Source organism: Salinibacterium sp. TMP30 (assembly GCF_038397785.1).
In the GTDB taxonomy this organism is placed as follows: Bacteria; Actinomycetota; Actinomycetes; order Actinomycetales; family Microbacteriaceae; genus Rhodoglobus.
In genome coordinates, this window is record NZ_CP151642.1 from 738,933 (window position 1) to 763,561 (window position 24,629).

Sequence of the window (24,629 nt, forward strand, 5' to 3'; positions counted from 1 at the left end):
GGCTGGCCCTAAAGGTCAGCGTGGAGTTGCCACACCTTTTCGGCAGACATGCGCCAGTTGAAGGCGCGGGCGCGATCTTGACCGGCGTAGAACATGCGCTCGGCTAGCGAAGCGTCGTTCAGCACGCGACTGATTCCTTCGGCCAGTGCTTCACCGTAACCTTCGGCTGGCTCGCGCTCCACAACAACGCCGGCATCTGCTGCAAGCTCAAGCAGCGCCGGGGCGTCGGAGTGCACCACGGGAATGCCGAACGACAGTGCTTCAAGTACGGGCATCCCGAATCCAACCTCGAGGTTCGGATAGACGAACGCTGCAGCATGGTCGAATGCTACCGACAGGTCTTCGTTGCTGAGAGTGCCGAGGCAGCGAACGCGTTCGGGGCTGAGTCCCTCGGCCGCGACGACGGCGGCAACGCTTTCGTCTTCGGGTTCTGGCCCTACCAGCACTAGGATGACGTCGTCATCGAGGTCGCGCAATGCGTGGATGAGGTGGTCGTTTCCGCGGTGCGGTTCGAGCCCGCCGATGGCGAGCAGGAAGCGCTCGGGCAGGTCAAGCTCGACTGCTCGTTCCTCGACATTGTCGGGGACGCGCAAGCTCGTGCTTGCTGCCCCGCTGATGACGCGAACACGGTCGCCAAAGCTGGCGATTGACTCGAGCTGTTGGGCGACGGTGTGGCTGGGAACGACTATGGCGTCCGCATACTTTTCTGCGCGCTTGAGCATTGCGCGGCTCCAGCCTGCTCGGCGGGTGCCGAGGGACTCTGGCCGCGTCCACGCGACCGTGTCGTGCACGGTGACGACGATCTGATCTCCACGATTGAGACGGTCATGGCGGCGCAGCGGGGCGAGCAAGCTCGTTGCATGCAGCATTCCGCTACCGGGAACCTTCGTGAAACCGTGTTGCCACGAAGCACGGAGTTCGCGGCGGCTGAGGGCGCTCTTGTGGAGCTTCGCGAGGTTTGGCAAACGTTCGGCGATGAGTGCGTACTCCGCCTCAGTCGATGCCGACACGAACGCTTCAACGAAACAGTTGCTTGGCGCACTAGCAATGAGTCCTCGCGTCAACTCTTCTGAGTATCGGGCGACGCTGCCGTGAGTTGGCGAGAGCATCTCGTCGATGATGACGCGGAGAGTGGTCATTCTGCAGTCAATGCTCCTGAATCATAGGCGTCGTGAAGTGCCTGCTTCCAATCACGCATTGGTTCAATCCCCGCATCGAGCCACGCTTGGTGGCCAAGCACAGAGAAGCTCGGTCGTGGCGCAGGCCGTTGAAAGGCTGAACTGTCGGTCGGCTTGACCCTATCAGGATCAAGTCCGGCACAAACGAACACTGCCTGCGCTAGGTCGAACCATGTGGCTTGGCCGCCGTTGGTGCCGTGGAATATTCCGGCGGGGGTGCCAGCATCGACTAGTGCGATAAGTTGCCGGGCCAGATCGCCTGTCCAGGTGGGTTGGCCGCGCTGGTCATTCACCACGTCGAGCGTTTCGCGATCTGCAGCGAGCCTCAGCATCGTGCGGGGAAAGCTCGAACCGTGCTGGCCGTACAACCACGCTGTGCGCACAATCGCCGTGCGGCCAGGGTTGTGCTCAAGAGCCAACAATTCGCCGGCAGCTTTTGTGCGGCCATACGCGGACACCGGATGCCGAGGAGCGTCCTCCGCGTAGGGTTCTGTGGCCGTGCCGTCAAACACGTAGTCGGTAGAGAGTTGCACGAGTCGTGACCCGTGCGTCGCCGCGGCGAGGGCGAGATTGTGGGGACCAACCGCGTTGATGAGGTGAGCGGCCTCTTCGTCGCTTTCGGCGTCATCCACTCGCGTGTATGCCGAGGTGTTGATGATGACGTCGTAGCCGCTGAGCACGTCGAGTGCAGCCTCGCGGTCGGTGACGTCGAGTTCGTTGCGCGTCAGTGCGGTAGCGTCGCGGCCGCTGAGCGCACGCATGAGGTCGGTACCGAGCATTCCGCCGGCACCGACAACCGCAATTCGGGTCACAGCACGGCCTTGTCCTTGAGCGGTTCCCACCATTGACGGTTGTCGCGGTACCACTGAACGACTTCGGCAAGTCCGGTGTCGAACGGCACTTGGGGTGCGTAGCCGAGCTCGGCACTGATCTTGGAAATGTCGACGCTGTAGCGTAGGTCGTGACCAAGTCGGTCGGGAACGCGGTCAACAGACGACCAGTCGGTGCCGGTGTGATCGAGAAGCATTTGGGTGAGCTCTTTGTTGGTGAGCTCAGTGCCGCCACCAATGTTGTAGATCTCGCCAGCGCGACCACCGGTGACGACGAGTGCGATGCCTCGGCAGTGGTCGTCAACGTGCAGCCAGTCCCGCACGTTGTTTCCCTCGCCGTACAGCGGAACGTGCTTGCCGTCGATCAGATTCGTGACGAACAGCGGGATCAGCTTTTCGGGGAAGTGGTATGGCCCGTAGTTGTTTGAGCACCGCGTGATTGACAGGTTAAGGCCGTGCGTGCGGAAGTAGCTGCGGGCAAGCAGGTCACTGCCAGCTTTCGAGGCCGAATAGGGAGAGTTGGGTTCGAGCGGCTGCAGTTCATCCCACGAGCCCTCGTCGATCGAGCCGTATACCTCGTCAGTGGAGACGTGAACGAAGCGCGGGGTCTTTGCGCGCAGAGCGGCGTCAAGTAGACGTTGGGTGCCGAGCACGTTGGTCTCGACGAATGCGCTGGCATCGCGCACCGAACGGTCGACGTGCGACTCGGCAGCGAAGTGCACAATGGTGTCGATGTCGACAAGCAGTTTGTCGAGCAGGACAGCATCGCGGATGTCGCCCTCAACGAAGGTGTATCGGGGGGAGTCGGCAACGGGAGCCAGATTTTCCAGATTACCCGAGTAGGTCAGCGCATCAAGTATGACAACATCTGCTCCGGCTAAACCGGGGTAGGCGTCTTCGAGGGTGCGTCGAACGAAGTTGGAGCCGATGAATCCGGCGCCGCCGGTCACGAGAAGCTTCATGAGGGGTTCCTGTCGGTGTGGGGCGTTGCGGCCGAAGCCGACGCGCTGCTGGCGGGAAACTCCGAGGCCAGTGTGCGTTTGAGAGCCTCGTTTAAACTGTACGTGGCGGTGTAGCCGGAGTCACGAAGACGGTCGGTGTTCACCGTAGTGTCGGCAGCAAACTTGCGGATGCGCACGGCACTGATCGGAAACGTCCGTCGGGTGATTTTAGCCGCAGCATCAAAAACGTGGCCCGCAGCTATCCCCAGCCCCAGCGGTAGACGCACGTTGCTCGCCGCGTGCACATTCATTTCGTCGCGCAGAATCGAGATGAGATCTTTCGTTGAGAGGTCGGGCTTGTCGGCGAAGTTGCGGATCTCGATTCCGACGGGGGCATCAAGTCGGCTCGCAATGTAGCCAACAATGTTGCCCACATACGCCATCGACTTTTTATTCTCGCCCTTGCCGACCATGATGAAACGGCCAGAAGAAACCTGCTTGGCTAGGTTGTACACATTGCCGCGATTGCCTTCGCCGAACACGACTGAGGGACGCACGATCGCGAGTGACCGTGCAGCATCCGCGTCGGCCCACGCGGTGAAAACACCTTCGGCGGCGAGCTTCGAGCGGCCATACTCGTTAAAGGGTTCGGGCACCGAGTCTTCGGCGGCGTTGTTTTTGTCAAGTCCGTACAGCGCGACAGTGCTGGTGAACACGATGCGCTGGATGCCGTTGGCTTCGGCTGCCGCAACGATGGCGTGGGCGCCTCCAACGTTGACCTCGGTGTACAGGCTGAGGGGAGAAACGTCATCGCGGTGCTCGGCGGCGAGGTTGATGATTGCGTCGTGGCCGGCGCTGGCGGCAGTGAGTTCTTCAGCAGACCGCACATCCCCGGTCACGGTCTGATCAGGAAAGCGCGGCGAGAGCTGACGGTCAAAGTTGGTGAATTGGTGTCCTTGCTCGTTCAGAGTTTCGAGCAGTCGAGTGCCGATAAAGCCACTGCCGCCGACGACGAGAATCTTCATAGAGTTGCCTTGTCCATTCACGACAGATTGTCCGTTCACCACACACCAGCGCCAATCAATAGCGCAATTATCCATTGATCTCTTGGGCGTCGCCTGAGTTGTGTCGCGCGACGAGCCAGGGCACATCGGGCACGCAGGTTTCGTCGTTCGACGAGGTCTTGCATCCGGAGAAGTTCTGGTCGATGTTCCTCGTCGGCAACGCTGAGGGCTACACGGGTTAGCAGGCGTGCTTGACCCCGATGCCACTGTTCGCGAACCAGCGACAGTCGTGAAATTGCGGAACGAGCACCAACATTGGCGCCCATAACGTTGGCGTCATGCTGGCGGTACTCGACGGTAGGTACGCCGTCGATGTGCCACGTCCAGCCGTGTGCCCGCGCCAACACATACAGCAACCAGTCGTGGTACTGCGGTGGCTTCGTTGTGTCGGGAGAGTTGAGGTAGTCCCGTGCGAGGGCAACGAGTCGATTCGACATGAGGAACGTTGAGCCTGGGCCGGGGCTCTCCAGTAAGTAATCGAAGCGGCGCTGCGGAAAGTCTTTCTTGACGAGGCTCTGCTCGCCGTCGGGAGTGAACGACATCACATTTGAGGAGACACCGTCAACCCCGAGCGCGGCACTCAATCGCACATGAGACGCAAGTTTGGTGGGAACCCAGATGTCATCCTGATCGCAAAACGCATAAAACTCGCGGTCAGCCGGAACCAGCTGAATGAGGCGGTAAAAGTTTGCCGCCGCACTGCCCGAAGCGCCATCGCTCGGAATGACAGTCAGCCGTGATTCGGCGGTGGCACGTTCGGCAAGCCACTCGGCGGTGCCATCTGTCGAGGCATCGTCGCGTGCGAACACCTCAACTTCTACACCGGACTGCGCCAGCACACTATCGAGCTGTTCGGGAAGCCAGCGGCGGCCGTTATGGGTTGCCAGTAGCACTGCGACGCGGGGGAGCACCCCGGAGGTGGAATCGGCAGGCATAACTCAACAATGATAGTTGGCTTGGCGTTGCGCAATGCTGCACCCTCGCCGCCGTAGTCTGGAGCAATGAGCGCGCCCCAGTCGACCCCCAGCATCTCGGTGGCCCTGTGCACGCACAATGGCGCCGCTTACATCGACGACCAACTCGTCAGCATTCTCGAGCAGGTGCCAGCGCCGCAGCAGCTTGTGGTGTCGGATGATGCCTCCAGCGATGACACGATCGCCCGCGTTCGAGAGGTCGCGGCCCGCTATCCCTCCGTTGAACTCACCGTGTTCGAAAATATTCCGCCGCTGGGTGTGACCAAGAATTTTGAACAAGCGATTCGTGCGTGCACCGGCGAGCTCATCGCGTTGAGCGATCAGGATGATGTGTGGCATGTGGGGAGGCTTGAGCTGTTCGCGGCCGAGTTTACTGCGCGGCCAGAGGTTTCGCTCATCCACAGTGATGCTCGGCTCGTCGACGCGCACGGGCAGCCACTGGGTCACACGCTTGCCGAGGCACTCGGGGTGAGCGCAGCCGAGGTGGCGAGCATCCACGCCGGTGACGCGTTTTCAGTGCTGCTGCGACGCAATCTGGTGACCGGTGCCTGCACTGTGTTTCGCCGATCGCTCGTGGAGTATGCGGCACCGTTCCCCGCAGGGTGGGTGCATGACGAATGGTTGGGAGTGATTGCGGCCGCGGTCGCTTCAACCGATTTCATTGATCACCCCACGATTGACTACCGTCAGCACGGCGCCAACCAAATCGGGGCGACCAAGTTGAGTGTGGCGGGCAAGTTCCGTCGCATGGTTGAACCGCGGCGGGCCCGCAATGCTCGGCTCGAGGCCAACATGAGCGTGCTTCTCGACCGACTCCAGCGGCTAGGCGCCCGAGTGAGCGACGAAAAAGTGCAGCGCACACTCGCGAAGCTCGATCATGAACGCATGCGTAGTTCGCTGCCCGAGGGTCATCTTCGCCGCATTCCCGCAGTAACGCGAGCGTTTCTGGCGGGCAACTATCGGCGGTATAGCCGTGGCCCGCTCGACGCTGTGCGCGACGTCGTGCAGCCCGTCGACTGACTTCCACGACTCGCCGGGTAGGATTCCGGGTGTGCAGATACGTGAACTCTCGGTGCCCGATTCCTACGAAATCACCCCTAAACAATTCGCTGATGACCGCGGCGTTTTCTTGGAGTGGTACCGCTTCGACAAGCTCGAAGAGGTTATCGGTCACCCCCTTGACCTTCGGCAGGCCAACACGTCGGTCTCGCAGCGCGGCGTAGTGCGGGGCATCCACTATGCGGATGTTCCTCCCGGGCAGGGCAAATATGTCACTGTTACGCACGGTGCCGGCATCGACTTCGTGGTCGACATCCGAGAGGGCTCACCGACGTTTGGTCAGTGGGACTCGGTCATTCTCGACACCGTTGACCGTCGTGCCGTGTACGTTGCCGAGGGTCTTGGTCATGCTTTCATCGCGCTCACCGACGATGCCACACTCACCTACCTAGTGAGCGACATCTACAAGCCTGGCGCGGAACACGACATCAACGTTCTCGATCCTGAGATTGGTCTCGAATTTCCCCCGGAACTCGGCGACCTCGTGCTCTCACCCAAAGACAAAGAAGCGCCCACTCTTGCCCAACGGCTAGCCGACGGCTCACTGCCGTCGTACGCTGCCGTAAAGAAGCACTACGAGGCGAACCGAAAGGAACGCAACTAATGCGCGGAATCATTTTGGCCGGCGGCAGCGGAACACGCCTGTGGCCCATTACCAAGGGCATCTCGAAGCAGCTCATGCCCATCTACGACAAGCCGATGGTCTACTACCCTTTGTCGACTCTGATGAGTGCGGGCATCCGCGAGATTCTGATTATTACGACACCGGATGACCAACCGCAGTTTCAGCGCTTGCTGGGCGATGGCAGCGAACTGGGCATCGAGCTGAGCTATGCCGTGCAGCCCTCACCGGATGGTCTCGCGCAGGCGTTCATCATCGGCGAGGAGTTCATCGGCGACGAGAAGGTGGCGCTCGTGCTCGGTGACAACATCTTCCACGGCGTTGGGCTGGGCTCTAATCTGCGCAAGCATAACGATGTTGATGGTGCGCTGATCTTTGCCTACCACGTGCGTAACCCGCGAGCCTATGGTGTTGTTGAGTTTGACGAGAACTTCATTGCCCAGTCGATTGAAGAGAAGCCGCTCGAGCCGAAGAGCAACTATGCGGTACCTGGGCTCTATTTTTACGACAACTCGGTTATTGAGATCGCCAAGTCGATCACGCCAAGTGCTCGCGGTGAACTCGAAATCTCGACCGTCAACGAGCACTACCTTGACCGCGGCAACCTGCAGGTGGATGTGCTCGATCGTGGCACCGCCTGGCTCGACACCGGAACGTTTGAGTCGATGGTTCAGGCCACCGAATTCGTGCGCGTCATCGAAGACCGCCAAGGCTACAAAATTGGGTGTATTGAAGAGATCGCGTGGCGTGCCGGGTGGATTTCGGATGATCAGCTCGCCACCCTCGCAGCCCCCCTCGTCAAGAGTGGCTACGGCGTATACCTTGAAGGACTGTTGGCGGCCGCGCGGTGACACGGGTACTGATCATCACGGGTGATCCGATTGGACCTCGGATGGCAGGCCCTGCGATCCGGTCGTGGAATATGGCTCTCGCGCTCGCCGACGCGGGCAACGAGGTCACGTTGATGACCACCACGAAGCTGCAGAAGGTGGATGCTCATTTCGAGCTCACGCTCGTCACGCCGGGGGAGAATGACGCCTTCGCGAAGCTCGAGCGGTGGTGCGAGGTCGTCGTATTCCAGGGCCACGCCATGCGCCAGTTTGGGGTGTTGCGCACGACCGACAAGATCACTGTCGTCGACATCTACGACCCCATGCACCTCGAGATGCTCGAACAGGGTCGCGAGCTTGCGCGCGCCACCTGGGAGCTGCGCGTCACCACCGCAACCGAAGTGCTTAATGAGCAACTCGCTCTCGGCGACTTCTTTATGTGCGCCTCCGAGCGCCAGCGACTGTTCTACTTCGGTCAGCTTGCCGCTCTGGGGCGGCTCAGCCCCACCACCTACGAGAATGACCCGCACCTTGAGGACCTGCTCAGCGTTGTCCCGTTTGGGCTCGAAGGCACGCCCCCTGCCCACACCCGCGACACTCTCAAGGGCGTAGTTCCCGGCATCAGCGCCGGCGACAAGCTCATGATCTGGGGCGGTGGCGTTTACAGCTGGTTCGATCCGAAGACTCTGATCCGTGCCGTTGCGAAGCTGGCGGAGACGCGCGATACGGCCAAACTCTACTTTCTGGGCACCCGGCATCCGGGCGTCGACCAGATGGGTATTGTGCGCGAATCGCACGATCTCGCTGCTGAGTTGGGCGCTCTCGATACGTCGGTGTTCTTCAACGAAGAGTGGGTTGATTACGCCGACCGCCAGAACTACCTGACCGAGGCGGATGCCGGAGTCAGCACCCACATGTCACACATCGAGACCACGTTCTCTTTTCGCACCCGCATCCTCGACTATCTCTGGGCCGGACTACCCATGGTGGTTACCGAAGGGGACAGCTTTGCGGACCTCATCGAAACTGAGGGCCTCGGCCTTACGGTGCCCGCTCAGGATGTGGATGCTCTCGCCGCGGCCCTCGACCGCGTGCTGTACGACGAGGCCTTTATCGCCGAGTGCACGCGCAACGTCGCTCGCGTGCGGGAGGATTTCTACTGGCAGCGCACTCTTGCACCGCTCATCAACTTCGTTGCGCATCCGCACCATGCTGCCGATCATGAGGCAACTCGTCGCCGTGGCGTCATGCTGGGCCGAAAAGTGCGCAAACCGTACGGTCTTCGGCACGACCTGCGCATGGCATGGCACCACCTTCGGCACACTGGTGTGAAGGCGACAGTAGACAAAGCGTTCGCCCGGTTACGTCGCTAGGGCGTGCTCACAGGCTTTTATGGGATTGCTCGCGTTAGCTTTGTCTCATGTTGACTGGCGTGCGCTCCGTGTTGTCACGCTCAGACCGTCGAATCGGTCTGGTTGTGGCGCCCTTTCTGGTGTTCGCTGCGCTTGCAGCGTGGGCGCTCTCGTCGCCCGTCGGCTCAAGCCCCGATGATGACTTTCACCTGACTAGCATCTGGTGTGCGACCGGCGATTCTGACTATTGTGCGCCCAGTGGCGACCCCGGCACGAGGCTCGTCCCGCCAGCGGTTGCCGACCCTGCTTGCTTCGCCTACGACGCCGAAAAGAGCGCCGAATGCCAAGATCAACTCGATTTCACCGCACCCCCCACAGAAGAGACCGAACGAGGCAACTTCGCGGGAGGCTATCCCGTCGTCTACTACGGGACCATGAGCGTGTTTGTTGGACCTGATGTCCACGCCTCCGTTCTCGTGATGCGCCTCGTTAACATCGCCCTGTTTGTGGGGCTGGGCGTTGCTCTCTACCTCCTGCTTCCTGTTAACCGTCGCCAGATCCTTGTTTGGCAGTGGGCACTCACTACGGTGCCGCTCGGGCTGTTCGTGCTCTCATCGAACAACCCCAGCGCATGGGCTCTTATGGGCGTCGGCTACGGCTGGCTTGCCCTGCTCGGCTTTTATGAGGCGCGCGGTCGAAAGCGTGTCGCGCTTGGCGCACTTTTCTTACTGAGCGCAGTGATGGCATCCGGCTCTCGCAGCGATGCAACGATTCTGTTTGTGGTCGCAGTCTTTGCCGCCGTAGTGCTGTCAGCACGCCGCACGCGGCGCTTCTGGCTTTCGTCGCTCTTGCCGGTGGCAGGCTTTGTCATTTGTGCATTGCTGTTCCGCGCTTCGCGCTCTGCGGAGACCGTCGCGGGGGGCGTAGATGATCAGCTCGGCTTGGGCGTCATCATTTCTCGAGTCGCCTACAACCTCACCGAAGTACCGTCGATTTGGACGGGAATCTTCGGCCAGTCGTGGGGCCTCGGCTGGCTAGATACTTCGATGCCTGCCATCGTATGGGTGAGCGGCCTTGCTGCGCTTATCGGCGGAGGGTTCGTTGCTGCGCGTGCAGGCTCTGCCAGAAAAACACTCGTTGTGGTTTTGGGAGCTACGGCGCTTGCGGCGATTCCGGTGACACTTCTGGTGCTCGCCGGAAAAGATGTCGGCGACGACTTTCAGCCGCGATACTTGCTACCGCTAATCGTTGTCTTTGTCGGCGCGGTGTTCTTCACAGCGAGCGGCCAGCGCGTGCGCTTCGCGCGCGCGCAAGTGTGGCTGATCGTTGTTGCGCTATCCGGAGCTCACTTTGTTGCCCTGCATCTCAACATCCGGCGGTACGTCACCGGAATTGATGCCCTGAGTCCCAACCTTGATGCGGGTCGAGAGTGGTGGTGGGCGCTAATCGCCACACCTAACGTTGCGTGGTTGGTCGGCTCGCTGTGTTTCACGGCGGCGCTGGCGCTTCTGCTTCCCGCACACCGGGCTACGGCTCTGGCCAAATCTGAGGAGGACCCAATAGACCTCTCCACACAGCCGCACGGCGCTCGTGGTCTCTGAGATAGCCTGTACGAATGGTACCCGGCCGCTCTGGACATGTTTCTGCGTCCGCGCGCACCCGTTTTCTCGGACGATTCCGGCTGATCTATCTGGCGCCGGTGCTTGCTTTGCTCGCCCTCTCGGCCTGGGCGCTGGCTTCACCGATGGGTGCCGCACCCGATGATGACTACCATTTGGTAAGCATTTGGTGCTCGACAGGGGATTCCGATCTGTGTCAGCCCGGAGAGTCGCCCAAAACTCGGATGGTTCCTCAAACCGTCCTGCAGTCACCTTGCTATGCATTCTTCAGTGATGAGAGCGCCGCATGCCAGTCACGACTCGACTACGACAGCGACAAGCTTGTCGAGACAAACCGTGGCAATTTTGTGGGCGCCTATCCACCCCTCTACTACTCGGTGATGAGCAACTTTGTCGGAGAAGACATCCTCGCGTCGGTCATGGCTATGAGGCTGTTCAATGTTGCACTGTTCGTCGCAATCACGGCGGCACTGTATCTGCTCTTGCCCACGGGTAGGCGGCCGGCACTTGTGTGGGGGTGGCTCATCTCCACGGTCCCGCTCGGCATGTTCTTGCTGGCATCGAACAATCCGAGCGGTTGGGCGGTCGCCGGCGTCGGCACAGCTTGGCTTGCGCTATTGGGCTATTTCGAAACGCCAACGTCTGCGAAGAGGATCGCGTTAGGCGGACTATTTGTTGTCGCGGTATTTATGGCAGCAGGGTCCCGGGGAGATTCGGCGCTTTACGTCGTGGGGGGCATTGGCGTCGCCGCGATCATTGCCTTCGAGAATTCTCGACGTTTCTGGAGTTTGGCGGTACTGCCTGTGCTGATGATCGTGGTTTCAGCGGCTTTCTTCCTCACGTCGCGCCAAACCGCGAGTGGGATCAGTGGGTTCAGTAGTCAAGACACTGTTGTCGCTGGAACCGAACAAGCTGCGGGCGCTGCGGCAAACCTGGCAGGTTTTGGGCTCCTCGCCTACAACTTCCTTAACGTGCCCTCGCTTTGGGCGGGAGCATTCGGAGGCTGGGCGCTGGGTTGGCTTGACACCCCCATCCCTGAATCTGTGACATTTCTCGCGCTGGCCGCATTCATCGGCGTCGGGTTTGTCGGACTCTCGGTTCTGAATGGCCGAAAAGCGATTGTCATCGCCGGTGTTGGTTTCGTGCTGTGGGCTTTACCCACCTACGTTCTCACGCAGGGAGGAGACAAAGTGGGGGAGCAAGTACAGCCCCGCTACATCCTCCCGCTCATTGTGCTACTGGGCGGGCTCTTAGTATTACAGGCGGGACGCAAGCGTTTTGCGCTCGGTCGGACGCAAACAATCGCCGTCGTTATTGCTCTGAGTGCTGCCAATCTCGTGGCGCTTCACATGAATATGCGCCGCTACGTAACGGGCAATGACGTTCCTGGCTGGAACCTTGACGCAGGGGCAGAGTGGTTTTGGTCGGGCGCGCCAGCACCCATGGTGGTGTGGGGTATAGGCTCACTCGCGTTCGCTGGCTTGGTCGCGATCTTGGCCCGCGAAATGTCTATCGCGGCAGCGCGAGCAACCGAGATAGAGACCGACCGAAAGGTTATGCTGCCGGCTTCCCGATAACGCGGTAGCTCACTCCTGGCCACTGCTCGGCGCTGCTCACACGGCGTCCGTCAACGAACGTGCGGATCCCGGGGAGTTGCTCGGTACTCAGGGTGCGGTATTCCTTGTGATCGGCCTGCACTACAGCCGCGTCGATCGGTTCGCCGTAGTGGTACGGGACGAAGCCAAGTTTGGTGAGCTCTTCGTCGGTGTACAGCGGGTCATGGACGAGCACGGTCGCTCCACGGCTGGTCAGAGCATCCACGGCGGCGAAAACGCCTGAGAACGCGGTCTCTTTGACCTCTCCGCGGTAGGCGGCGCCGAGCACGACAACGCGGGCGCCTCTGACATCGCCATGTGCGCCTTCAAGGAGTCCGATGGTGTACTCGGGCATTCCTGCGTTTGCTTCGCGGGCGGCGCGCACGATAGAGGCGTCGGGGTCGTTCCAGAGGTAGAGGCGGGGGTAGACGGGAATGCAGTGACCGCCGACTGCGATTCCGGGCTGGTGGATGTGGCTGAATGGCTGCGAGTTCGTGGCCTGAATCACCGCGTAGATGTCGATACCGTTCCTGCCGGCGAAGCGTGCGAACTGATTGGCAAGCCCGATGTTGACGTCGCGGTAGGTAGTTTCTGCCAGCTTGGCGAGTTCGGAAGCTTCTGCTGAACCGAGATCCCAGACGCCGTTGTCTCGGGCCAAGTCTGGGCGCGCGTCGAAGTCCAGCACTGCGTTGTAGAAGTCTGTTGCGAGCTTCGCGCCCTCCTCCGAGAGCCCTCCAACGAGCTTGGGGTATTTGCGAAGATCTTCGAAGACGCGGCCGGTGAGTACGCGCTCGGGAGAGAAGACGAGGTGGAAGTCTTCGCCCTCGGTGAGTCCGGAGGCTTCTTCGAGAAGTGGCTTCCAGCGGTTGCGGGTCGTGCCGACCGGCAGCGTGGTCTCGTAAGAAACGAGAGTGCCAGGGGTGAGGTGCTCGCCGAGCGACCGGGTGGCAGCATCCATCCAACCGAAATCTGGTTTGGCATCGTCGTCGACGAAAAGTGGCACAACCAGCACCACGGCGTCGGCGTTCGGAATGGCGTCAGCGTAGTCGGTGGTCGCGCGCAGGTTGCCTGCGGGCACAAGCTCGCTGAGGTGCTCCTGCAGGTGTGCTTCACCCGGGAATGGTTCAATGCCTTTGTTAATGAGGTTGACGAACTCGGCGTTGATGTCAACGCCTACAACTTCGTGCCCCTTCGAGGCGAATTGAACGGCCAGAGGGAGGCCGATCTTACCGAGGGCAACAACTGCGATTTTCACTAGAGAACGAGTCCTTTTAATTAACGGTGGTGGGCGATCAGCGAACACCGAAGTGGTCAGATAATCGACTTTAGTCGTCGGGGTGGGAACCCCGTCGAGAGATTTCATCCTGCAAGTGTGCCTCCGCGAGCGTGAGCTTGCGTGCGAGTTGCGTGTTCGCGCGACTCAGCTGAGTAGAGCGCTTGAAATCTGTGACGACATAGAGGAGAAATGCGACGATGAATCCATACAGCAGCAGGTCAGTTCCTCGGCCGATACCCACCGCATTGGCGACCGAGGTGAGCAATCCCGGTGAGAGAATAACGACGATTCCACCGATGACTGCAAGGAAAACGAGCATGCGTCGCACGGCGAGGTGGCGGGCGCTCGGCGTTGCTCGAATCAAGTAGAAGGCGATTGCCACCAGGGCGACGATAAGAATTATTTGAATGAGCATTTGCGTACCTCTTAGTTCACTACGAGATCAAAAAGAATATTGATCGAGTTGAGCAGCGATTGGCCCTTTGCTTTCGAGTAGTCGGTGTAGAGCACTTCTACAGGACTTTCACCCCAAGGAAGCCCGGTGCGGCCAAGCTGCAAGACAATCTCAGTCGCGTGGGCCATGCGGTCTTGTTGAAGATTTAGTCGTGATGCTGCCTGCACACTCAGAACTCTGAGACCATTGTGCGCATCGGTTAGTTTCAAGCCGGTCGTGAGATTGGTTACGCCGACCGCTGTCTTTAACACGATGCGCTTGAGCACTCCGGGGTTGGTGCGATCATCCAGAAAACGAGAACCGAAGACGATGTCTAGTTTCTCGGTGCGAGCTCGCTCGAGCATGTGGATGGCATCGATGATTCTGTGTTGTCCATCGGCGTCGAAGGTAATGACGTACTCGCAGCCAGGCTGAGCTACTGCGTAGGAGATTGCCGTTTGCAGCGCCGCGCCCTGCCCAAGATTGAGCGGATGAGTGAGAACCCTTGCACCGGCGTCGAGGGCTGCTTGTGCTGAACCATCTGTACTGCCGTCGTCTACGCACACCACATTCGCGAACTGACCTAGCAGCTCCGAAACAACACCCGAGATGACGGAAGCTTCGTTATAGAGGGGAATAACGATCCAAGTCGAATAGTCGAGTCCTGGCGCCGCGGCCTCGCTGCTTGGTTCGGTATGCATAGCGTCCATTCTGTCAGAACGCGATAACCTTGCAGTTCGGCATTCCTGCCGCAATTTTTGGAGTCACATTTCCTGTGGATGAATTGTCAGATGCGAGGGTTGAGCCCTCGGCAGATGTAGCAGCGAGTGCACAAATCGGTAAGGGTAGCTCCGTGTGGCATCTCGCACAAGTGCGCGAAAACGCCGTTCTCGGCACGCAGTGCATCGTCGGCAGGGGCGCTTACATCGGTTCTGGTGTTGTCCTCGGCAATAACTGCAAAGTGCAGAACTACGCTCTTGTTTATGAACCCGCAGTTCTGGAAGCGGGTGTATTCATCGGCCCCGCTGTTATTCTGACCAACGACACATATCCGCGCGCTATATCCTCTGATGGCTCAGTGAAGAGCGCAGATGATTGGACTCCTGTGGGTGTCACCATCAAGACAGGCGCTTCTATTGGTGCTCGCGCTGTATGTGTAGCTCCCGTCGAAGTTGGGCGGTGGGCAACCGTTGCTGCCGGGGCCGTCGTGACCAGAGACGTTCCGGACTTTGCACTTGTTGCTGGTGTGCCCGCTCGAAGAATCGGGTGGGTCGGTAAGTCGGGAATGCGTCTCGTCCAATCAGAGAGCGCCTGGGTGTGCCCGCAGTCTGGTGACAAGTACATCGAGATCGATGGATTTTTGAGAGAGGAAGTGACCGCATGAGCCTGGAACTCATCCCCGCAGCGCGACCAATCATTGGCGACGACGAGCGAGCAGCCGTCGACAGAGTTCTGCGCAGCGGAATGGTAGCGCAAGGGCCAGAAGTTGCTGCTTTCGAGAAAGAGTTTGGTGAGCACTTCGTCGATGCTCGGGAGTGCGTTGCCGTGAATTCGGGAACTGCCGGACAACACCTCGGCCAGCTTGCCGCAGGTATCGGGCCAGGGGACGAAGTAATCGTTCCCTCATTCACGTTCGCGGCGACCGCGAATTCCGTCGCGCTCACGGGGGCCACCCCGGTGTTCGTGGACATCGAACCCGACTATTTCAGCATTGACCCGGCCGCAGTCGAAGCGGCGATTACTCCGCGTACCCGAGCAATCATGCCGGTTCACCTTTATGGGCATCCAGCGTTGATGACCGAACTCGTAGCCATTGCTCAGAAGCACGGTCTGATGATCTTCGAGGATGCGGCGCAAGCTCATGGTGCCTCGCTCGGCGGGCGCCAAGTAGGTACATTCGGAACGTTTGGAATGTTCAGCTTGTATCCCACTAAGAACATGACGAGTGGTGAGGGCGGAATGGTCGCGTGTGATTCAGCCGAGCTCGTTCGAGCCACCAAACTTCTGCGCAACCAGGGAATGGAACGCCAGTACGAAAACGAAGTCATCGGCTTCAACGCGCGAATGACGGACATCCACGCGGCGATCGGCCGCGTTCAGCTCACAAAGGTGGATGGATGGACGGCAACTCGTCAGTCGAATGCCACTTTCTTCAATGAGAATCTCAGCGGTGTGGTCGCGCCACCGGTCGCGGACGATGCGGTACATGTTTATCACCAGTACACGATTCGTGTAGAAGCTGACCGAGATGGTTTTGCCGCTGCGTTGCGCAATGAGTTCGCCGTGGCTTCAGGGATCTATTATCCGATTCCGAACCACCGCTTGCCCTCCCTCACTCGCTTCGCTCCTGATCTTGAACTGCCTCAGACAGAGAAAGCAGCCCAAGAGGTTCTCTCACTGCCCGTGCATCCTTCGCTCTCTCGCGCAGATCTCGAGCGAATCGTCAGCGCAGTCAATACGCTCGCTCAGGCGGGAAGCTAATGGCGGCGCTGCGGGCAGGGTTGCTCGGTGTAGGAATGATGGGCCGACATCATGCGCGTGTGCTTCGGGATATAGATGGTGTCGAACTAGTAGCAATCGCTGACCCGGGCGGCGACCCGCACGGAGTAGCAGGGGAGCTGACCGTGCTCTCCGATATCGAGTCACTCATTGCTGTCGGAATCGACATCGCCGTGGTCGCTGTGCCGACTCGGTTTCATGAGGATGCCGCGCTCAAGCTGGCCGCTGCTGGTGTTCACACTCTGGTGGAGAAGCCTATCGCTGAGACCGTCCACGCCGGTCAACGCATGGTGGATGCTTTTGAGTCCGCGGGACTCATTGGCGCTGTAGGGCACATTGAACGGTTCAATCCAGCGCTCCAGCAGCTGCGGCAACGAATTGCCGCAGGGGACTTGGGTGAAGTCTTCCAGATCGCTACCCGGAGACAGGGCCCCTTCCCCTCCCGCATCGCTGATGTCGGCGTGGGCAAAGATCTAGGTTCTCACGATATCGACCTTACGGCGTGGGTAGCACAGAGCACCTATTCGACTGTTTTTGCTCAGACCGCACTCAAGAGTGGGCGCGAGTACGAGGACATGATTATTGCGTCTGGTCGACTGGCAAACGGAATTATCGTCAACCATGTTGTTAACTGGTTGAGTCCTATGAAGGAACGAGTCACTATCGTGACTGGCGAGACTGGAACATTCGTTGCAGATACTTCGACTGGCGACTTGACGCTTTATGCCAACGGTACTTTCCCATTGGAATGGGAATCTGTCACGGCGTTTCGAGGTGTCAGCGAGGGAGATGTCACGCGCTTCGCGTTCCCGAAGCGCGAGCCGCTTCGCGTCGAACATGAGGCGTTCCGCGACGCAGTGCTCGGCCTTCCGAGCGAGATCGTGACGATGCAACAGGGGCAGCTCACGCTCGTTGTAGTTGAGGGCGTGATTGAGTCCGCTCGAACAGGACAGTCCGTGAGTTTTTGAGTCATGAGCGTGAACCCCACCGTGCGCTCTGACACCCCTGAGCCGAGCTTCATGGGTACCGTGGCAATCGTTTCACGGATATTCGCACCAGAGCCGGCGGCGGCGTCGTTCCGTCTCGCTGCCTTAGCCACTGCACTAGCGCGCTCCGGAGCGCGCACGGTCGTCGTTACCTCCACGTTTACGCCAGACGTGGGAGGCGCTAACGAGGCTGTTGACGACGACGTTATCGTTCGACGGTTCCCTGTACTACGCAATAAAGATGGTTACGTGCGCGGGTACCTGCAATATTTGAGTTTTGATGTGCCACTTGCCGCTCGCCTCCTTTTCGCGCGCGGGATCAAAGCGGTTGTCGTCGAGCCGCCCCCGACGACGGCAGCAGTCGTTCGCGGGGTGTGCGCAATTCGCCGCATCCCGTACTTCTACTACGCCGCCGATATCTGGTCAGATGCATCGACAACCGTGGCGAATAGCGTCGTCGTGAGGGCAGTTCGTGCGGTCGAGTTATGGGCCCTCCGAGGGGCTTCGGGAGTGCTTTCAGTCTCATCGACAGTAACTCAGCGGCTTGCCGAGCTGGGAATCTCTGAGCGAGTGCTGGAAGTTGGCAACGGAGTCGACACTGATCTTTTTGCTGAGCACGGCATCCAGCATCCACACGATTCGCCATACTTTTTGTACGCGGGAACTGCCTCTGAAGTGCATGGTGCAACAATTTTTGTGGATGCTTTGACTCTAGTGCGCGAGACCCATCCCAACGCCCGCATCATTTTTGTTGGGCAGGGCGCCGATCGTTCCGAGTTGGAGCGCCGTGGCAAAGAGCTTGGAGAGGGCGCGGTCGAGTTTTTGCCCCGTGTACCTCCCACCAAGGTCGCCGAAATGCTGCGCTCGGCGGTGGCCTCACTCGCGAGCGTGAAGCCCGGCGTGGGCTACGATCTTGCGTTCCCGACAAAACTCTACGCATCCGTGGCATGCGGGACACCAGCAGTTTTTGCGGGTGCAGGCCCTGGGGCAAAATTTGTCTCCGACCTCCATGCGGGATGGGTCGCTGACTACAGCCCCGACCATGTCGCTGAGGCGATGATTGCTGCGCTCAGTAGTGATCGTGACTCTGTGCAGCGCGGAGCGTTGGCTGAACGTGCGGCTCAGGTAGTTTCAATTACCGCAATCGCAAATGCAGGCGCGCAGTTCATCATTGACACTACGTTTGTCTCAGGCGCGAATGTGCGAGATGAGCCTCCAGCTAGGGACGAGAAACGATGAAATTGATACTGAGGACACTGCGGGAACTCGTCCCGTTACTTCCGGAACGCGCGCAGCGGTTCTTGTGGGGTTATATCGCGGCATCGACATCTCTGGCGATTCTCGATATTGCGGCGCTTGGACTTCTTGCGGTCTCGCTGAGCTCTATGGTCGCGAATCTCCCGGTGAAGCTTCCGATTGTCGGTGCAGTGCCCACGGAGAACTATGTATGGATCGTGCTGACGGTCTCTCTGCTGATCATCACTAAGTCGATTCTGAGCATCAGCCTTCAGTGGGTCGCGACTCGACGATTCGCCTCCTACGAGCTAGAGATTGGGGACAAGCTTTTCAATGCGTACATCAGGGCGCCCTGGTCCGACCGACTCAAGCGCAGCACAGCACAGCTTGTGCGTTTGGCTGACGTCGGAATCGCTAACACCATCTCTTCGTTCCTCTTGCCGGCGATGACAATGCCCACACTCGTGATCACTGCGGTGTCGATTTTCGCAGTCCTCGTGATTGCACAACCCGCAACCGCGCTGATCACCGTGCTCTACCTGGGGGCAATGGCAGTACTTCTCGCGGTGGTTGTATCTCGCAAGTCGGTCCAAGCAGGACGGGCTAACCGTGATTACTCGTTTGCGGTAGCTACTCTCATGACCGACATGGTCTCTGCTCTCAAAGAGATCACGCTCCGAAACAAGGCATCAGAAGTAGCAGAAGTTGTGCACGCCAACCGCATCTATACCACGCGAGCGCGGGCGAACATCAACTTCCTCTCGGCCGTCCCAAAATTCGTTTTGGATGCCGCACTCATCGGTGGATTCTTGTTGGTAGGTGGTTTCGCGTACGTCGAAGGCGGCCTCGCCGATGCACTCGCCGCTATCGCAATCTTCGGAGTTGCGGGTTTCCGGCTGGTCCCAGCGCTCACAGGTTTCCAGTCGGTTCTCACTGTCACACACGCGAGTTCGCCCCACGTGCAAGCTGTTATTGATGACATCTACCAGTCGCGCGTATACATCGAGCGGGCAGAGACCATTGGTCATGATCCCATCGGCGAGGCGCCGCGGTCGCTCGAGCTCGAGAATGTCAGCTTTACTTACGAGGGATCGTCGATGCCCGCAATCGACGACGTCAACTTGTCCATTCCTTTGGGAAGCACCCTGGGCCTTGTCGGATCGTCGGGGGCGGGAAAGAGCACTCTTGTTGACATCCTTCTCGGGCTTTTGGTTCCATCGGACGGCTCGATCGAACTCGATGGCGAGCCACTGGAGAACGTTCTCGCGTCGTGGAGAGCCCGCGTCGGTTACGTTCCTCAGGACGTGGCGATTTTTGAGGGATCGATCGCACAAAACGTCGCGCTCGTGTGGAACACAGACTTTGATGCGGAGCGAGTAGAGAGTGCGCTTCGACGTGCACAACTTTGGACGACTGTTGAGTCGCGCCCTGAGGGCATGAACTCGGCTGTGGGCGAGCGAGGAATGTCCCTCTCGGGTGGGCAACGTCAGCGGCTCGGAATTGCGCGCGCTCTCTATTCGGACCCCCTGATTCTCGTGCTCGATGAAGCAACGAGTGCGCTCGACACGAAGACCGAATCAGATGTCGCGGCAGCGATCCGCTCACTCCGTGGCGAGATCACGATCGTCTCGGTAGCTCACCGGCTCTCGACGATTCGCGATAATGATCAAGTGTGTTTCATGCAGGATGGTCGCGTTGTTGCTGTCGGTACCTTCGAAGAGTTGGTTGCGCAAGTCCCGGAATTCGCTGAGCAGGCTGCGCTCGCGGGGATTAGTTAGCGCGCGTAGTAGCGTCTAGTTGCTCTCGCGGAGGGTGGCAATGGCTGCCGCTTCCCCGAAGAACGCTGCCGTGGCCCTGTGGCGTCTGTTCAGTAGCCATGCTGTTCTGATCGCAGCAGTGTCGGAGGCAATCACTAGGTCGAAATGCCCGGCTAATTTTGCCGGTTTTCTGCTGTAGGCCCGTGCAAAAGTGCGGGAGGGGTCCGTTGCACTGAGGGAATTGATCAGTCGACCGACTGGGGACTTTGCTAGTGTGGGGCGCAATTTCTGCGCACCCACCGCCAACAGAAGTCGGTCGACGAGAGGCGCAGGATTTGCTAGCAGGGAGTGGATAATTGCGTTGCGGGCGTAAGTTTTCTCGGCGTGCTTCACGGGGTCGAGCGTCGCGATTGTGAGCACGACGTCGCATTCGGCGGCAGCGGCGATTACTTCGGCAAGGCCCGCGGTTGCGAACTGTGACTCGAGTCGCTCAACTGCCTCAGCATCATTGGCCACTAAGAGGAGAGCATTCAGAGTTGTCATTGACGGCCGCTCTCTGACATTGTCTGACGAGTCCATTCTGATATCCGTGGTTCGAGTTGTCTCAGTCGCTCGAAGCGAGCCGCTGACTTTCGTGCCTGAGCCTGCGCGTCTGCGTCTGAGTCGAGTGCCATCATGCCTAATGCAACGATCGACTCCGCGAAACTTTCTGCGGAAACCTCCGCCGCGGCGACCCATCGTGGATAGTCCTGCAGGACTGTTGTAGAGGCTGTCTCCGGGTGATGCAGCGAGGCAATGGGGAGTCCAGTTCCCGCATACTCGTAGACTTTCCCGCTTGAAATATATTCGCTCTGCCCAAGGACGAGAAGCAGCGCATCGAAACGGGAATAGACCTCGGCGACTTGTGTCTTGCTGACGATTCCCATGTAGCGCACGCCATCGACGGCGTAGCTCTCGATGAGTTCAAGCATCTGGGCGTTGGGCGCTGAGTAGTGTCCAAGACGACCATGGATTTCGAAAACTGCATTTGCCAAGACAGGGGAGTGCTTGCGCGCTTGCCGCCATCCTTCGAGGGTTTCGTGAACAGGCATCGGGCCATAAATCGTGCCGAGGTACCCGAATATGAGGCCGTCCCGCGAAGACACGCGATCGACTTGTCCCTGCAGGAATTCTGGATCAAAACCGTTGGTGACAACATGGAACTTGGGTGCGTCAGTGGGGAACTCCCGGGCGTGCCACTGGAGAATGGGCTTGTTGACGAACCAGACTTCGCTCGCGCTCTTGAGCAGCCTTTTCTCCCAGCGAGCTGACCGGGACGATCGCGATCCGATGCGCGAGCCGCGATACATGTCGAGATGCCATGTGTCGCGGTAGTCCATTACATAGGGGATGCCGTGGCTCTTATTGAGGTAGTAGCCGGGCAGGAAGTCGATGTTCGGGTTTGCCGTGCCAATGACGAGGTCGACTGGTGTGTTGCGGTGAACCTCGCGAGCGGCGGCAACCAACGGGCGACGCCAGGCACCGTATCGCGGCTCCGGAAATGCAGAGCTTTCGCCCAGCGACTTGAGAAAGCTCCACAGCAGGGGCGACGCGACGCGAAGGCGTGTCCACTGCGACAGATTGGTCTCTCCTCGTGAGAGGTCGAAGGGAACTCTCACAACCGTGATCGAGGACTGAATCTGCTGTTCAGCGAGTTCGTCCGTGCCGGTGAGCGAGGCGAACGTTTCCCGAGTGGCGGTAAGCACAGTAACGCGCCATCCTGCTTCAGCATAGGCATTTGCGCTAGCCAATGCTCGGTACATTCCTGCGCCGCGAGCGGGGGGATAGCCCCAGGCGACGTAGAGCAGGTGAGGTTTACGCATTGGAGTACTCAGTGAATTCCGGTCTGTAAAGTCTGCGAGCAACTGCTGCTGCAGTGTGCTGCGGATCATGGGCAGGCACTCATGAACCCTACTATTGAACTATGGCGCCGCTCCGGATTCTCTGCATTTCGTTTTCTCCAATTGAACGCGACGCGCGTGTCCTTCGACAGTTGGGAATTCTCGCGGAATTTGGTCACGTCACAACGGTTGGCTATGGTTCGCGACCGGCGCACGCTGCGGCGCACGTCGAGGTGCCGTCGAATCTCCCATCGCTGCCGCAAACGCTGGGTGGCGTAGCGCTGTTAGCTCTTCGTCAGTGGTCGCGCGCCGAACTCGCCGCGCCTGCGGTGCAGTTTGCGCTCACAGCGCTCGACGGTGAACGATTTGACCTAGTAGTTGCGAACGATGCGCGCGCGATTCCGGCCGCTCATGCGCTGGCTCACGGGGCCCCGGTGTGGTCAGATCTCCATGAGTGGGCACCCGAGGAGCGCACTCACGTGCTTTCTTGGCGACTATTGGTGGCGCCATTGATGCGACATATTTGCGCGAGATACCTTTCCCGATCCGCTGCGTCATCAACGGTGTGTGACTCAATCGCTGGGCTCTACGAGCGCGGCTACGGAGTTAGGCCGACCGTCGTGCGCAACTCAACACATTGGCGCCAATTAGAGCCGTCTACTGCGGACCCGTCAACAATAAGAATGGTGCATAGTGGTGCCGCTATACATGGCCGCAATCTTGAAGCGATGATCGATGCCACCCGAGAGTTGGGCGAGGGCTATTCGCTGGATCTTTTTCTTGTCGAAGGTGGTGATGGGGGCGCCTATCTTCGAAAGTTGAAGGCGCGAGCTGGCGAATTAGGCTCAATCCGATTTAACCCTCCTGTAACTCCGGCTGAGCTGCCCGGGGTGCTTAATCAGTTCGACATTGGCGTATTTTGGATACCGCCAACGCACACTAATGCGCGGTATACCCTCCCGAATAAGTTCTTTGATTATGTACAAGCGCGGCTTGCGATTGCGGTCGGGCCGAGCATCGAGATGCAGCAGCTCGTCGAGAGCAAGCAGCTCGGAGTCGTCAGCGATGGCTTCAGCGTTACCGAGTGCGTAGCCTCGATTCGGTCACTCACCCCCGCTGCGATCGCTCGCACAAAGTTGCGCGTTGACGCGGCGTCGCGAGAGCTTAGTTTCGAACGTGATGGCGAAGTAATGCGCTCCATTGTTCGGGGCGCGACCCTGGCAAACGCGGCGTCCGAATGAGCGCGGTCAAGCACTGGATGCTTCGAGTGGTTGTCCGAATCAAGAACGGCGTGAAGCGCCTTATCATTGGCCTCATTCTGTCGTTGCCGACTCAAGTTCAACTGCGCGTTTTACCGTCTTCGCAGTGGTACGACTCCTCGTTAGTTCCGGTGCCCGAAAACCTCAGCTCTCATTCACGGTCACGATTAATGATCGCGCCGGCAAACTCAGCAGGGCAAGGTTGGGCTTGGGCGCAAGCAGTGAATAGGTATTTCTCTGGCGCAACCGCAACGAATATGGCGGTCGTGGGCCCCCAAGACTTTGGATTCGGCTGCGGCGAGCCGGTTCCGCTCGGCGTGTATCGATGGTCAAGACGCTGGCACGAGGCGCAACGTGAAGCAGTGACGAGTCGATTCACTCATGTGCTCGTCGAGTCAGATCGGCCGCTGTTTGGCGATGCGCAGTTACGCACTGCTGAGGCAGACATCGACGAACTTGTGGCTGCAGGTCTTACTGTTGGATTGCTTTTTCATGGAAGCGACATCCGGTTGCCGAGTCGCCACGCGGAACGGATGCAGTGGTCTCCGTTCCATGGCGAACGATGGTCGTTGACACCGGCTTTAGAGCAACGTGCCGGTGAACTTCAGTCGCGGTTGGCTAACTCCGCTCTGCCGATCTTTTTTTCGACTCCCGACCTTACCCTCGACGTGCCTCAAGGCCACTGGCTGCCTGTTGTTGTTGACCCGTCGATCTGGGAGCTGGGGCCCCCTGTGTTCTCGCACGGCGGCGTTCCGGTTGTGGCGCATGCGCCGAGTAAGGCCGCGGTCAAGGGTTCGGATCTTGTCGACCCGGTGATGAAGAAGCTAGAAGATGAGGGCCTGATTCGTTACGTTCGTGTCGAGAACGTCCCGACAGGCGAGATGCCAGCGGTATATACCTCAGTCGATATCGTTCTCGACCAATTCAGTTTGGGTATCTACGGGGTTGCAGCATGTGAGGCGATGGCTGCTGGTCGCACTGTTGTCTCGTTCGTTTCTGATCAAGTTCGAGACTTCGTTTCAGAAGCGACCGGGCTCACATTGCCGATCATTGACCTGTCGCCTGACACAATCGAACAGGAGATGCGTGCTCTACTGAACGATCGTCAGCGAATGCTTGAGCACGCTTCGCGTGGACCTGAGTTCGTGCGGAGTGTCCATGACGGGAAGTTGAGTGCCGCAGTCTTATCGAAGTTTCTCGAATGTTAGCGCGGCGGGAATCTGTTGCGGGTGCGAGGCT

The 24,629-nt window shown here is 59.3% G+C and carries 23 protein-coding genes; 13 read left to right on the forward strand and 10 right to left on the reverse strand.

Annotated elements, in window-relative coordinates:
- Positions 1–8: 8 nt before the first annotated feature.
- From AADH44_RS03585 to AADH44_RS03605, 5 genes are read right to left on the reverse strand one after another with little or no spacing between them, the layout of a single operon-like run.
- Positions 9–1,139: a glycosyltransferase family 1 protein gene (locus AADH44_RS03585; RefSeq protein ID WP_341954131.1), complete on the reverse strand. Its 1,131-nt coding sequence runs from the start codon at positions 1,137–1,139 to the stop codon at positions 9–11.
- Positions 1,136–1,990, reverse strand: a complete 855-nt coding sequence (gene rfbD / locus AADH44_RS03590; RefSeq protein WP_341954132.1) for a dTDP-4-dehydrorhamnose reductase — start codon at positions 1,988–1,990, stop codon at positions 1,136–1,138. The genes AADH44_RS03585 and rfbD overlap by 4 nt, the downstream gene beginning before the upstream one ends.
- Positions 1,987–2,970 (reverse strand): dTDP-glucose 4,6-dehydratase, encoded by a 984-nt coding sequence (gene rfbB / locus AADH44_RS03595; protein ID WP_341954133.1) that lies wholly within the window; start codon positions 2,968–2,970, stop codon positions 1,987–1,989. Before rfbB ends, rfbD begins: the two co-directional genes overlap by 4 nt.
- The gene (locus AADH44_RS03600; protein ID WP_341954134.1) at positions 2,967–3,974 is read right to left on the reverse strand and encodes an NAD-dependent epimerase/dehydratase family protein; all 1,008 of its coding nucleotides are present in this window, start codon (positions 3,972–3,974) and stop codon (positions 2,967–2,969) included. The genes rfbB and AADH44_RS03600 overlap by 4 nt, the downstream gene beginning before the upstream one ends.
- A gap of 35 nt (positions 3,975–4,009) precedes the next feature.
- The gene (locus tag AADH44_RS03605) at positions 4,010–4,948 is read right to left on the reverse strand and encodes a glycosyltransferase family 2 protein (protein ID WP_341954135.1); all 939 of its coding nucleotides are present in this window, start codon (positions 4,946–4,948) and stop codon (positions 4,010–4,012) included.
- 66 nt (positions 4,949–5,014) lie between these two features.
- Between AADH44_RS03605 and AADH44_RS03610 the strand changes: the two genes are divergently transcribed.
- The 6 genes from AADH44_RS03610 to AADH44_RS03635 are packed head-to-tail and all read left to right on the forward strand — an operon-like array spanning position 5,015 to position 12,046.
- Entirely contained in the window at positions 5,015–6,007 is a 993-nt protein-coding gene (locus AADH44_RS03610) for a glycosyltransferase family 2 protein (RefSeq protein ID WP_341954136.1), read from the forward strand.
- Between the two features lie 31 nt (positions 6,008–6,038).
- Entirely contained in the window at positions 6,039–6,650 is a 612-nt protein-coding gene (rfbC, locus tag AADH44_RS03615; protein ID WP_341954137.1) for a dTDP-4-dehydrorhamnose 3,5-epimerase, read from the forward strand.
- Positions 6,650–7,519: a glucose-1-phosphate thymidylyltransferase RfbA gene (gene rfbA / locus AADH44_RS03620; RefSeq protein ID WP_341954138.1), complete on the forward strand. Its 870-nt coding sequence runs from the start codon at positions 6,650–6,652 to the stop codon at positions 7,517–7,519. The genes rfbC and rfbA overlap by 1 nt, the downstream gene beginning before the upstream one ends.
- Positions 7,516–8,871 carry a glycosyltransferase family 4 protein gene (locus AADH44_RS03625; RefSeq protein WP_341954139.1) on the forward strand — a complete coding sequence of 452 codons (1,356 nt, stop codon included), beginning with the start codon at positions 7,516–7,518 and terminating at the stop codon, positions 8,869–8,871. Before rfbA ends, AADH44_RS03625 begins: the two co-directional genes overlap by 4 nt.
- Positions 8,872–8,918: 47 nt before the next feature.
- On the forward strand, positions 8,919–10,451 hold the full coding sequence (locus AADH44_RS03630) for a DUF2142 domain-containing protein (protein ID WP_341954140.1): 1,533 nt from the start codon (positions 8,919–8,921) through the stop codon (positions 10,449–10,451).
- Positions 10,452–10,465: 14 nt separating this feature from the next.
- Positions 10,466–12,046 (forward strand): DUF2142 domain-containing protein, encoded by a 1,581-nt coding sequence (locus tag AADH44_RS03635; RefSeq protein ID WP_341954141.1) that lies wholly within the window; start codon positions 10,466–10,468, stop codon positions 12,044–12,046.
- On the opposite strand, the gene AADH44_RS03640 is transcribed toward AADH44_RS03635, so the two are convergent.
- The 3 genes from AADH44_RS03640 to AADH44_RS03650 form a co-directional block, all read right to left on the reverse strand.
- The gene (locus AADH44_RS03640) at positions 12,024–13,319 is read right to left on the reverse strand and encodes a nucleotide sugar dehydrogenase (protein WP_341954142.1); all 1,296 of its coding nucleotides are present in this window, start codon (positions 13,317–13,319) and stop codon (positions 12,024–12,026) included. The two genes, AADH44_RS03635 and AADH44_RS03640, sit on opposite strands and share 23 nt — an antisense overlap.
- A gap of 70 nt (positions 13,320–13,389) precedes the next feature.
- On the reverse strand, positions 13,390–13,755 hold the full coding sequence (locus AADH44_RS03645; RefSeq protein ID WP_341954143.1) for a DUF2304 domain-containing protein: 366 nt from the start codon (positions 13,753–13,755) through the stop codon (positions 13,390–13,392).
- Between the two features lie 11 nt (positions 13,756–13,766).
- Positions 13,767–14,474, reverse strand: coding sequence for a glycosyltransferase family 2 protein (locus AADH44_RS03650; RefSeq protein WP_341954144.1), 708 nt, complete (start codon positions 14,472–14,474; stop codon positions 13,767–13,769).
- A gap of 152 nt (positions 14,475–14,626) precedes the next feature.
- On the opposite strand from AADH44_RS03650, the gene AADH44_RS03655 reads away from it, so the two are divergent.
- Genes AADH44_RS03655 through AADH44_RS03675 form a run of 5 tightly spaced genes read left to right on the forward strand, consistent with a single transcriptional unit; the run spans position 14,627 to position 20,272 of the window.
- Positions 14,627–15,157: an acyltransferase gene (locus tag AADH44_RS03655; RefSeq protein ID WP_341954145.1), complete on the forward strand. Its 531-nt coding sequence runs from the start codon at positions 14,627–14,629 to the stop codon at positions 15,155–15,157.
- Positions 15,154–16,254 carry a DegT/DnrJ/EryC1/StrS family aminotransferase gene (locus AADH44_RS03660; protein WP_341954146.1) on the forward strand — a complete coding sequence of 367 codons (1,101 nt, stop codon included), beginning with the start codon at positions 15,154–15,156 and terminating at the stop codon, positions 16,252–16,254. The genes AADH44_RS03655 and AADH44_RS03660 overlap by 4 nt, the downstream gene beginning before the upstream one ends.
- Positions 16,254–17,240, forward strand: coding sequence for a Gfo/Idh/MocA family oxidoreductase (locus AADH44_RS03665; protein ID WP_341954147.1), 987 nt, complete (start codon positions 16,254–16,256; stop codon positions 17,238–17,240). Before AADH44_RS03660 ends, AADH44_RS03665 begins: the two co-directional genes overlap by 1 nt.
- 3 nt (positions 17,241–17,243) lie before the next feature.
- A complete protein-coding gene (locus AADH44_RS03670; RefSeq protein WP_341954148.1) occupies positions 17,244–18,497 on the forward strand; it encodes a glycosyltransferase family 4 protein in 1,254 nt (417 codons plus the stop codon).
- Positions 18,494–20,272 (forward strand): ABC transporter ATP-binding protein, encoded by a 1,779-nt coding sequence (locus AADH44_RS03675; protein WP_341954149.1) that lies wholly within the window; start codon positions 18,494–18,496, stop codon positions 20,270–20,272. Before AADH44_RS03670 ends, AADH44_RS03675 begins: the two co-directional genes overlap by 4 nt.
- A gap of 15 nt (positions 20,273–20,287) precedes the next feature.
- On the opposite strand, the gene AADH44_RS03680 is transcribed toward AADH44_RS03675, so the two are convergent.
- Together AADH44_RS03680 and AADH44_RS03685 are read right to left on the reverse strand one after the other, a co-directional pair.
- Positions 20,288–20,794: a hypothetical protein gene (locus tag AADH44_RS03680; RefSeq protein ID WP_341954150.1), complete on the reverse strand. Its 507-nt coding sequence runs from the start codon at positions 20,792–20,794 to the stop codon at positions 20,288–20,290.
- Positions 20,791–22,182: a glycosyltransferase gene (locus AADH44_RS03685; protein WP_341954151.1), complete on the reverse strand. Its 1,392-nt coding sequence runs from the start codon at positions 22,180–22,182 to the stop codon at positions 20,791–20,793. Before AADH44_RS03685 ends, AADH44_RS03680 begins: the two co-directional genes overlap by 4 nt.
- Before the next feature lie 32 nt (positions 22,183–22,214).
- On the opposite strand from AADH44_RS03685, the gene AADH44_RS03690 reads away from it, so the two are divergent.
- On the forward strand, positions 22,215–23,372 hold the full coding sequence (locus AADH44_RS03690; RefSeq protein WP_341954152.1) for a hypothetical protein: 1,158 nt from the start codon (positions 22,215–22,217) through the stop codon (positions 23,370–23,372).
- The gene (locus AADH44_RS03695) at positions 23,369–24,598 is read left to right on the forward strand and encodes a hypothetical protein (protein ID WP_341954153.1); all 1,230 of its coding nucleotides are present in this window, start codon (positions 23,369–23,371) and stop codon (positions 24,596–24,598) included. Before AADH44_RS03690 ends, AADH44_RS03695 begins: the two co-directional genes overlap by 4 nt.
- The last annotated feature ends 31 nt before the right edge of the window (positions 24,599–24,629 follow it).

Bases quoted from the DNA above. Each gene is read 5' to 3' on its own strand.
- AADH44_RS03585 (WP_341954131.1), bottom strand. From the start codon at position 1,139: ATGACCACTCTCCGCGTCATCATCGACGAGATGCTCTCGCCAACTCAC.
- rfbB (WP_341954133.1), bottom strand. From the start codon at position 2,970: ATGAAGCTTCTCGTGACCGGCGGCGCCGGATTCATCGGCTCCAACTTC.
- AADH44_RS03600 (WP_341954134.1), bottom strand. From the start codon at position 3,974: ATGAAGATTCTCGTCGTCGGCGGCAGTGGCTTTATCGGCACTCGACTG.
- AADH44_RS03605 (WP_341954135.1), bottom strand. From the start codon at position 4,948: ATGCCTGCCGATTCCACCTCCGGGGTGCTCCCCCGCGTCGCAGTGCTA.
- AADH44_RS03610 (WP_341954136.1), top strand. From the start codon at position 5,015: ATGAGCGCGCCCCAGTCGACCCCCAGCATCTCGGTGGCCCTGTGCACG.
- rfbA (WP_341954138.1), top strand. From the start codon at position 6,650: ATGCGCGGAATCATTTTGGCCGGCGGCAGCGGAACACGCCTGTGGCCC.
- AADH44_RS03630 (WP_341954140.1), top strand. From the start codon at position 8,919: ATGTTGACTGGCGTGCGCTCCGTGTTGTCACGCTCAGACCGTCGAATC.
- AADH44_RS03635 (WP_341954141.1), top strand. From the start codon at position 10,466: ATGGTACCCGGCCGCTCTGGACATGTTTCTGCGTCCGCGCGCACCCGT.
- AADH44_RS03645 (WP_341954143.1), bottom strand. From the start codon at position 13,755: ATGCTCATTCAAATAATTCTTATCGTCGCCCTGGTGGCAATCGCCTTC.
- AADH44_RS03650 (WP_341954144.1), bottom strand. From the start codon at position 14,474: ATGCATACCGAACCAAGCAGCGAGGCCGCGGCGCCAGGACTCGACTAT.
- AADH44_RS03660 (WP_341954146.1), top strand. From the start codon at position 15,154: ATGAGCCTGGAACTCATCCCCGCAGCGCGACCAATCATTGGCGACGAC.
- AADH44_RS03665 (WP_341954147.1), top strand. From the start codon at position 16,254: ATGGCGGCGCTGCGGGCAGGGTTGCTCGGTGTAGGAATGATGGGCCGA.
- AADH44_RS03670 (WP_341954148.1), top strand. From the start codon at position 17,244: ATGAGCGTGAACCCCACCGTGCGCTCTGACACCCCTGAGCCGAGCTTC.
- AADH44_RS03675 (WP_341954149.1), top strand. From the start codon at position 18,494: ATGAAATTGATACTGAGGACACTGCGGGAACTCGTCCCGTTACTTCCG.
- AADH44_RS03680 (WP_341954150.1), bottom strand. From the start codon at position 20,794: ATGACAACTCTGAATGCTCTCCTCTTAGTGGCCAATGATGCTGAGGCA.
- AADH44_RS03685 (WP_341954151.1), bottom strand. From the start codon at position 22,182: ATGATCCGCAGCACACTGCAGCAGCAGTTGCTCGCAGACTTTACAGAC.
- AADH44_RS03690 (WP_341954152.1), top strand. From the start codon at position 22,215: ATGGCGCCGCTCCGGATTCTCTGCATTTCGTTTTCTCCAATTGAACGC.
- AADH44_RS03695 (WP_341954153.1), top strand. From the start codon at position 23,369: ATGAGCGCGGTCAAGCACTGGATGCTTCGAGTGGTTGTCCGAATCAAG.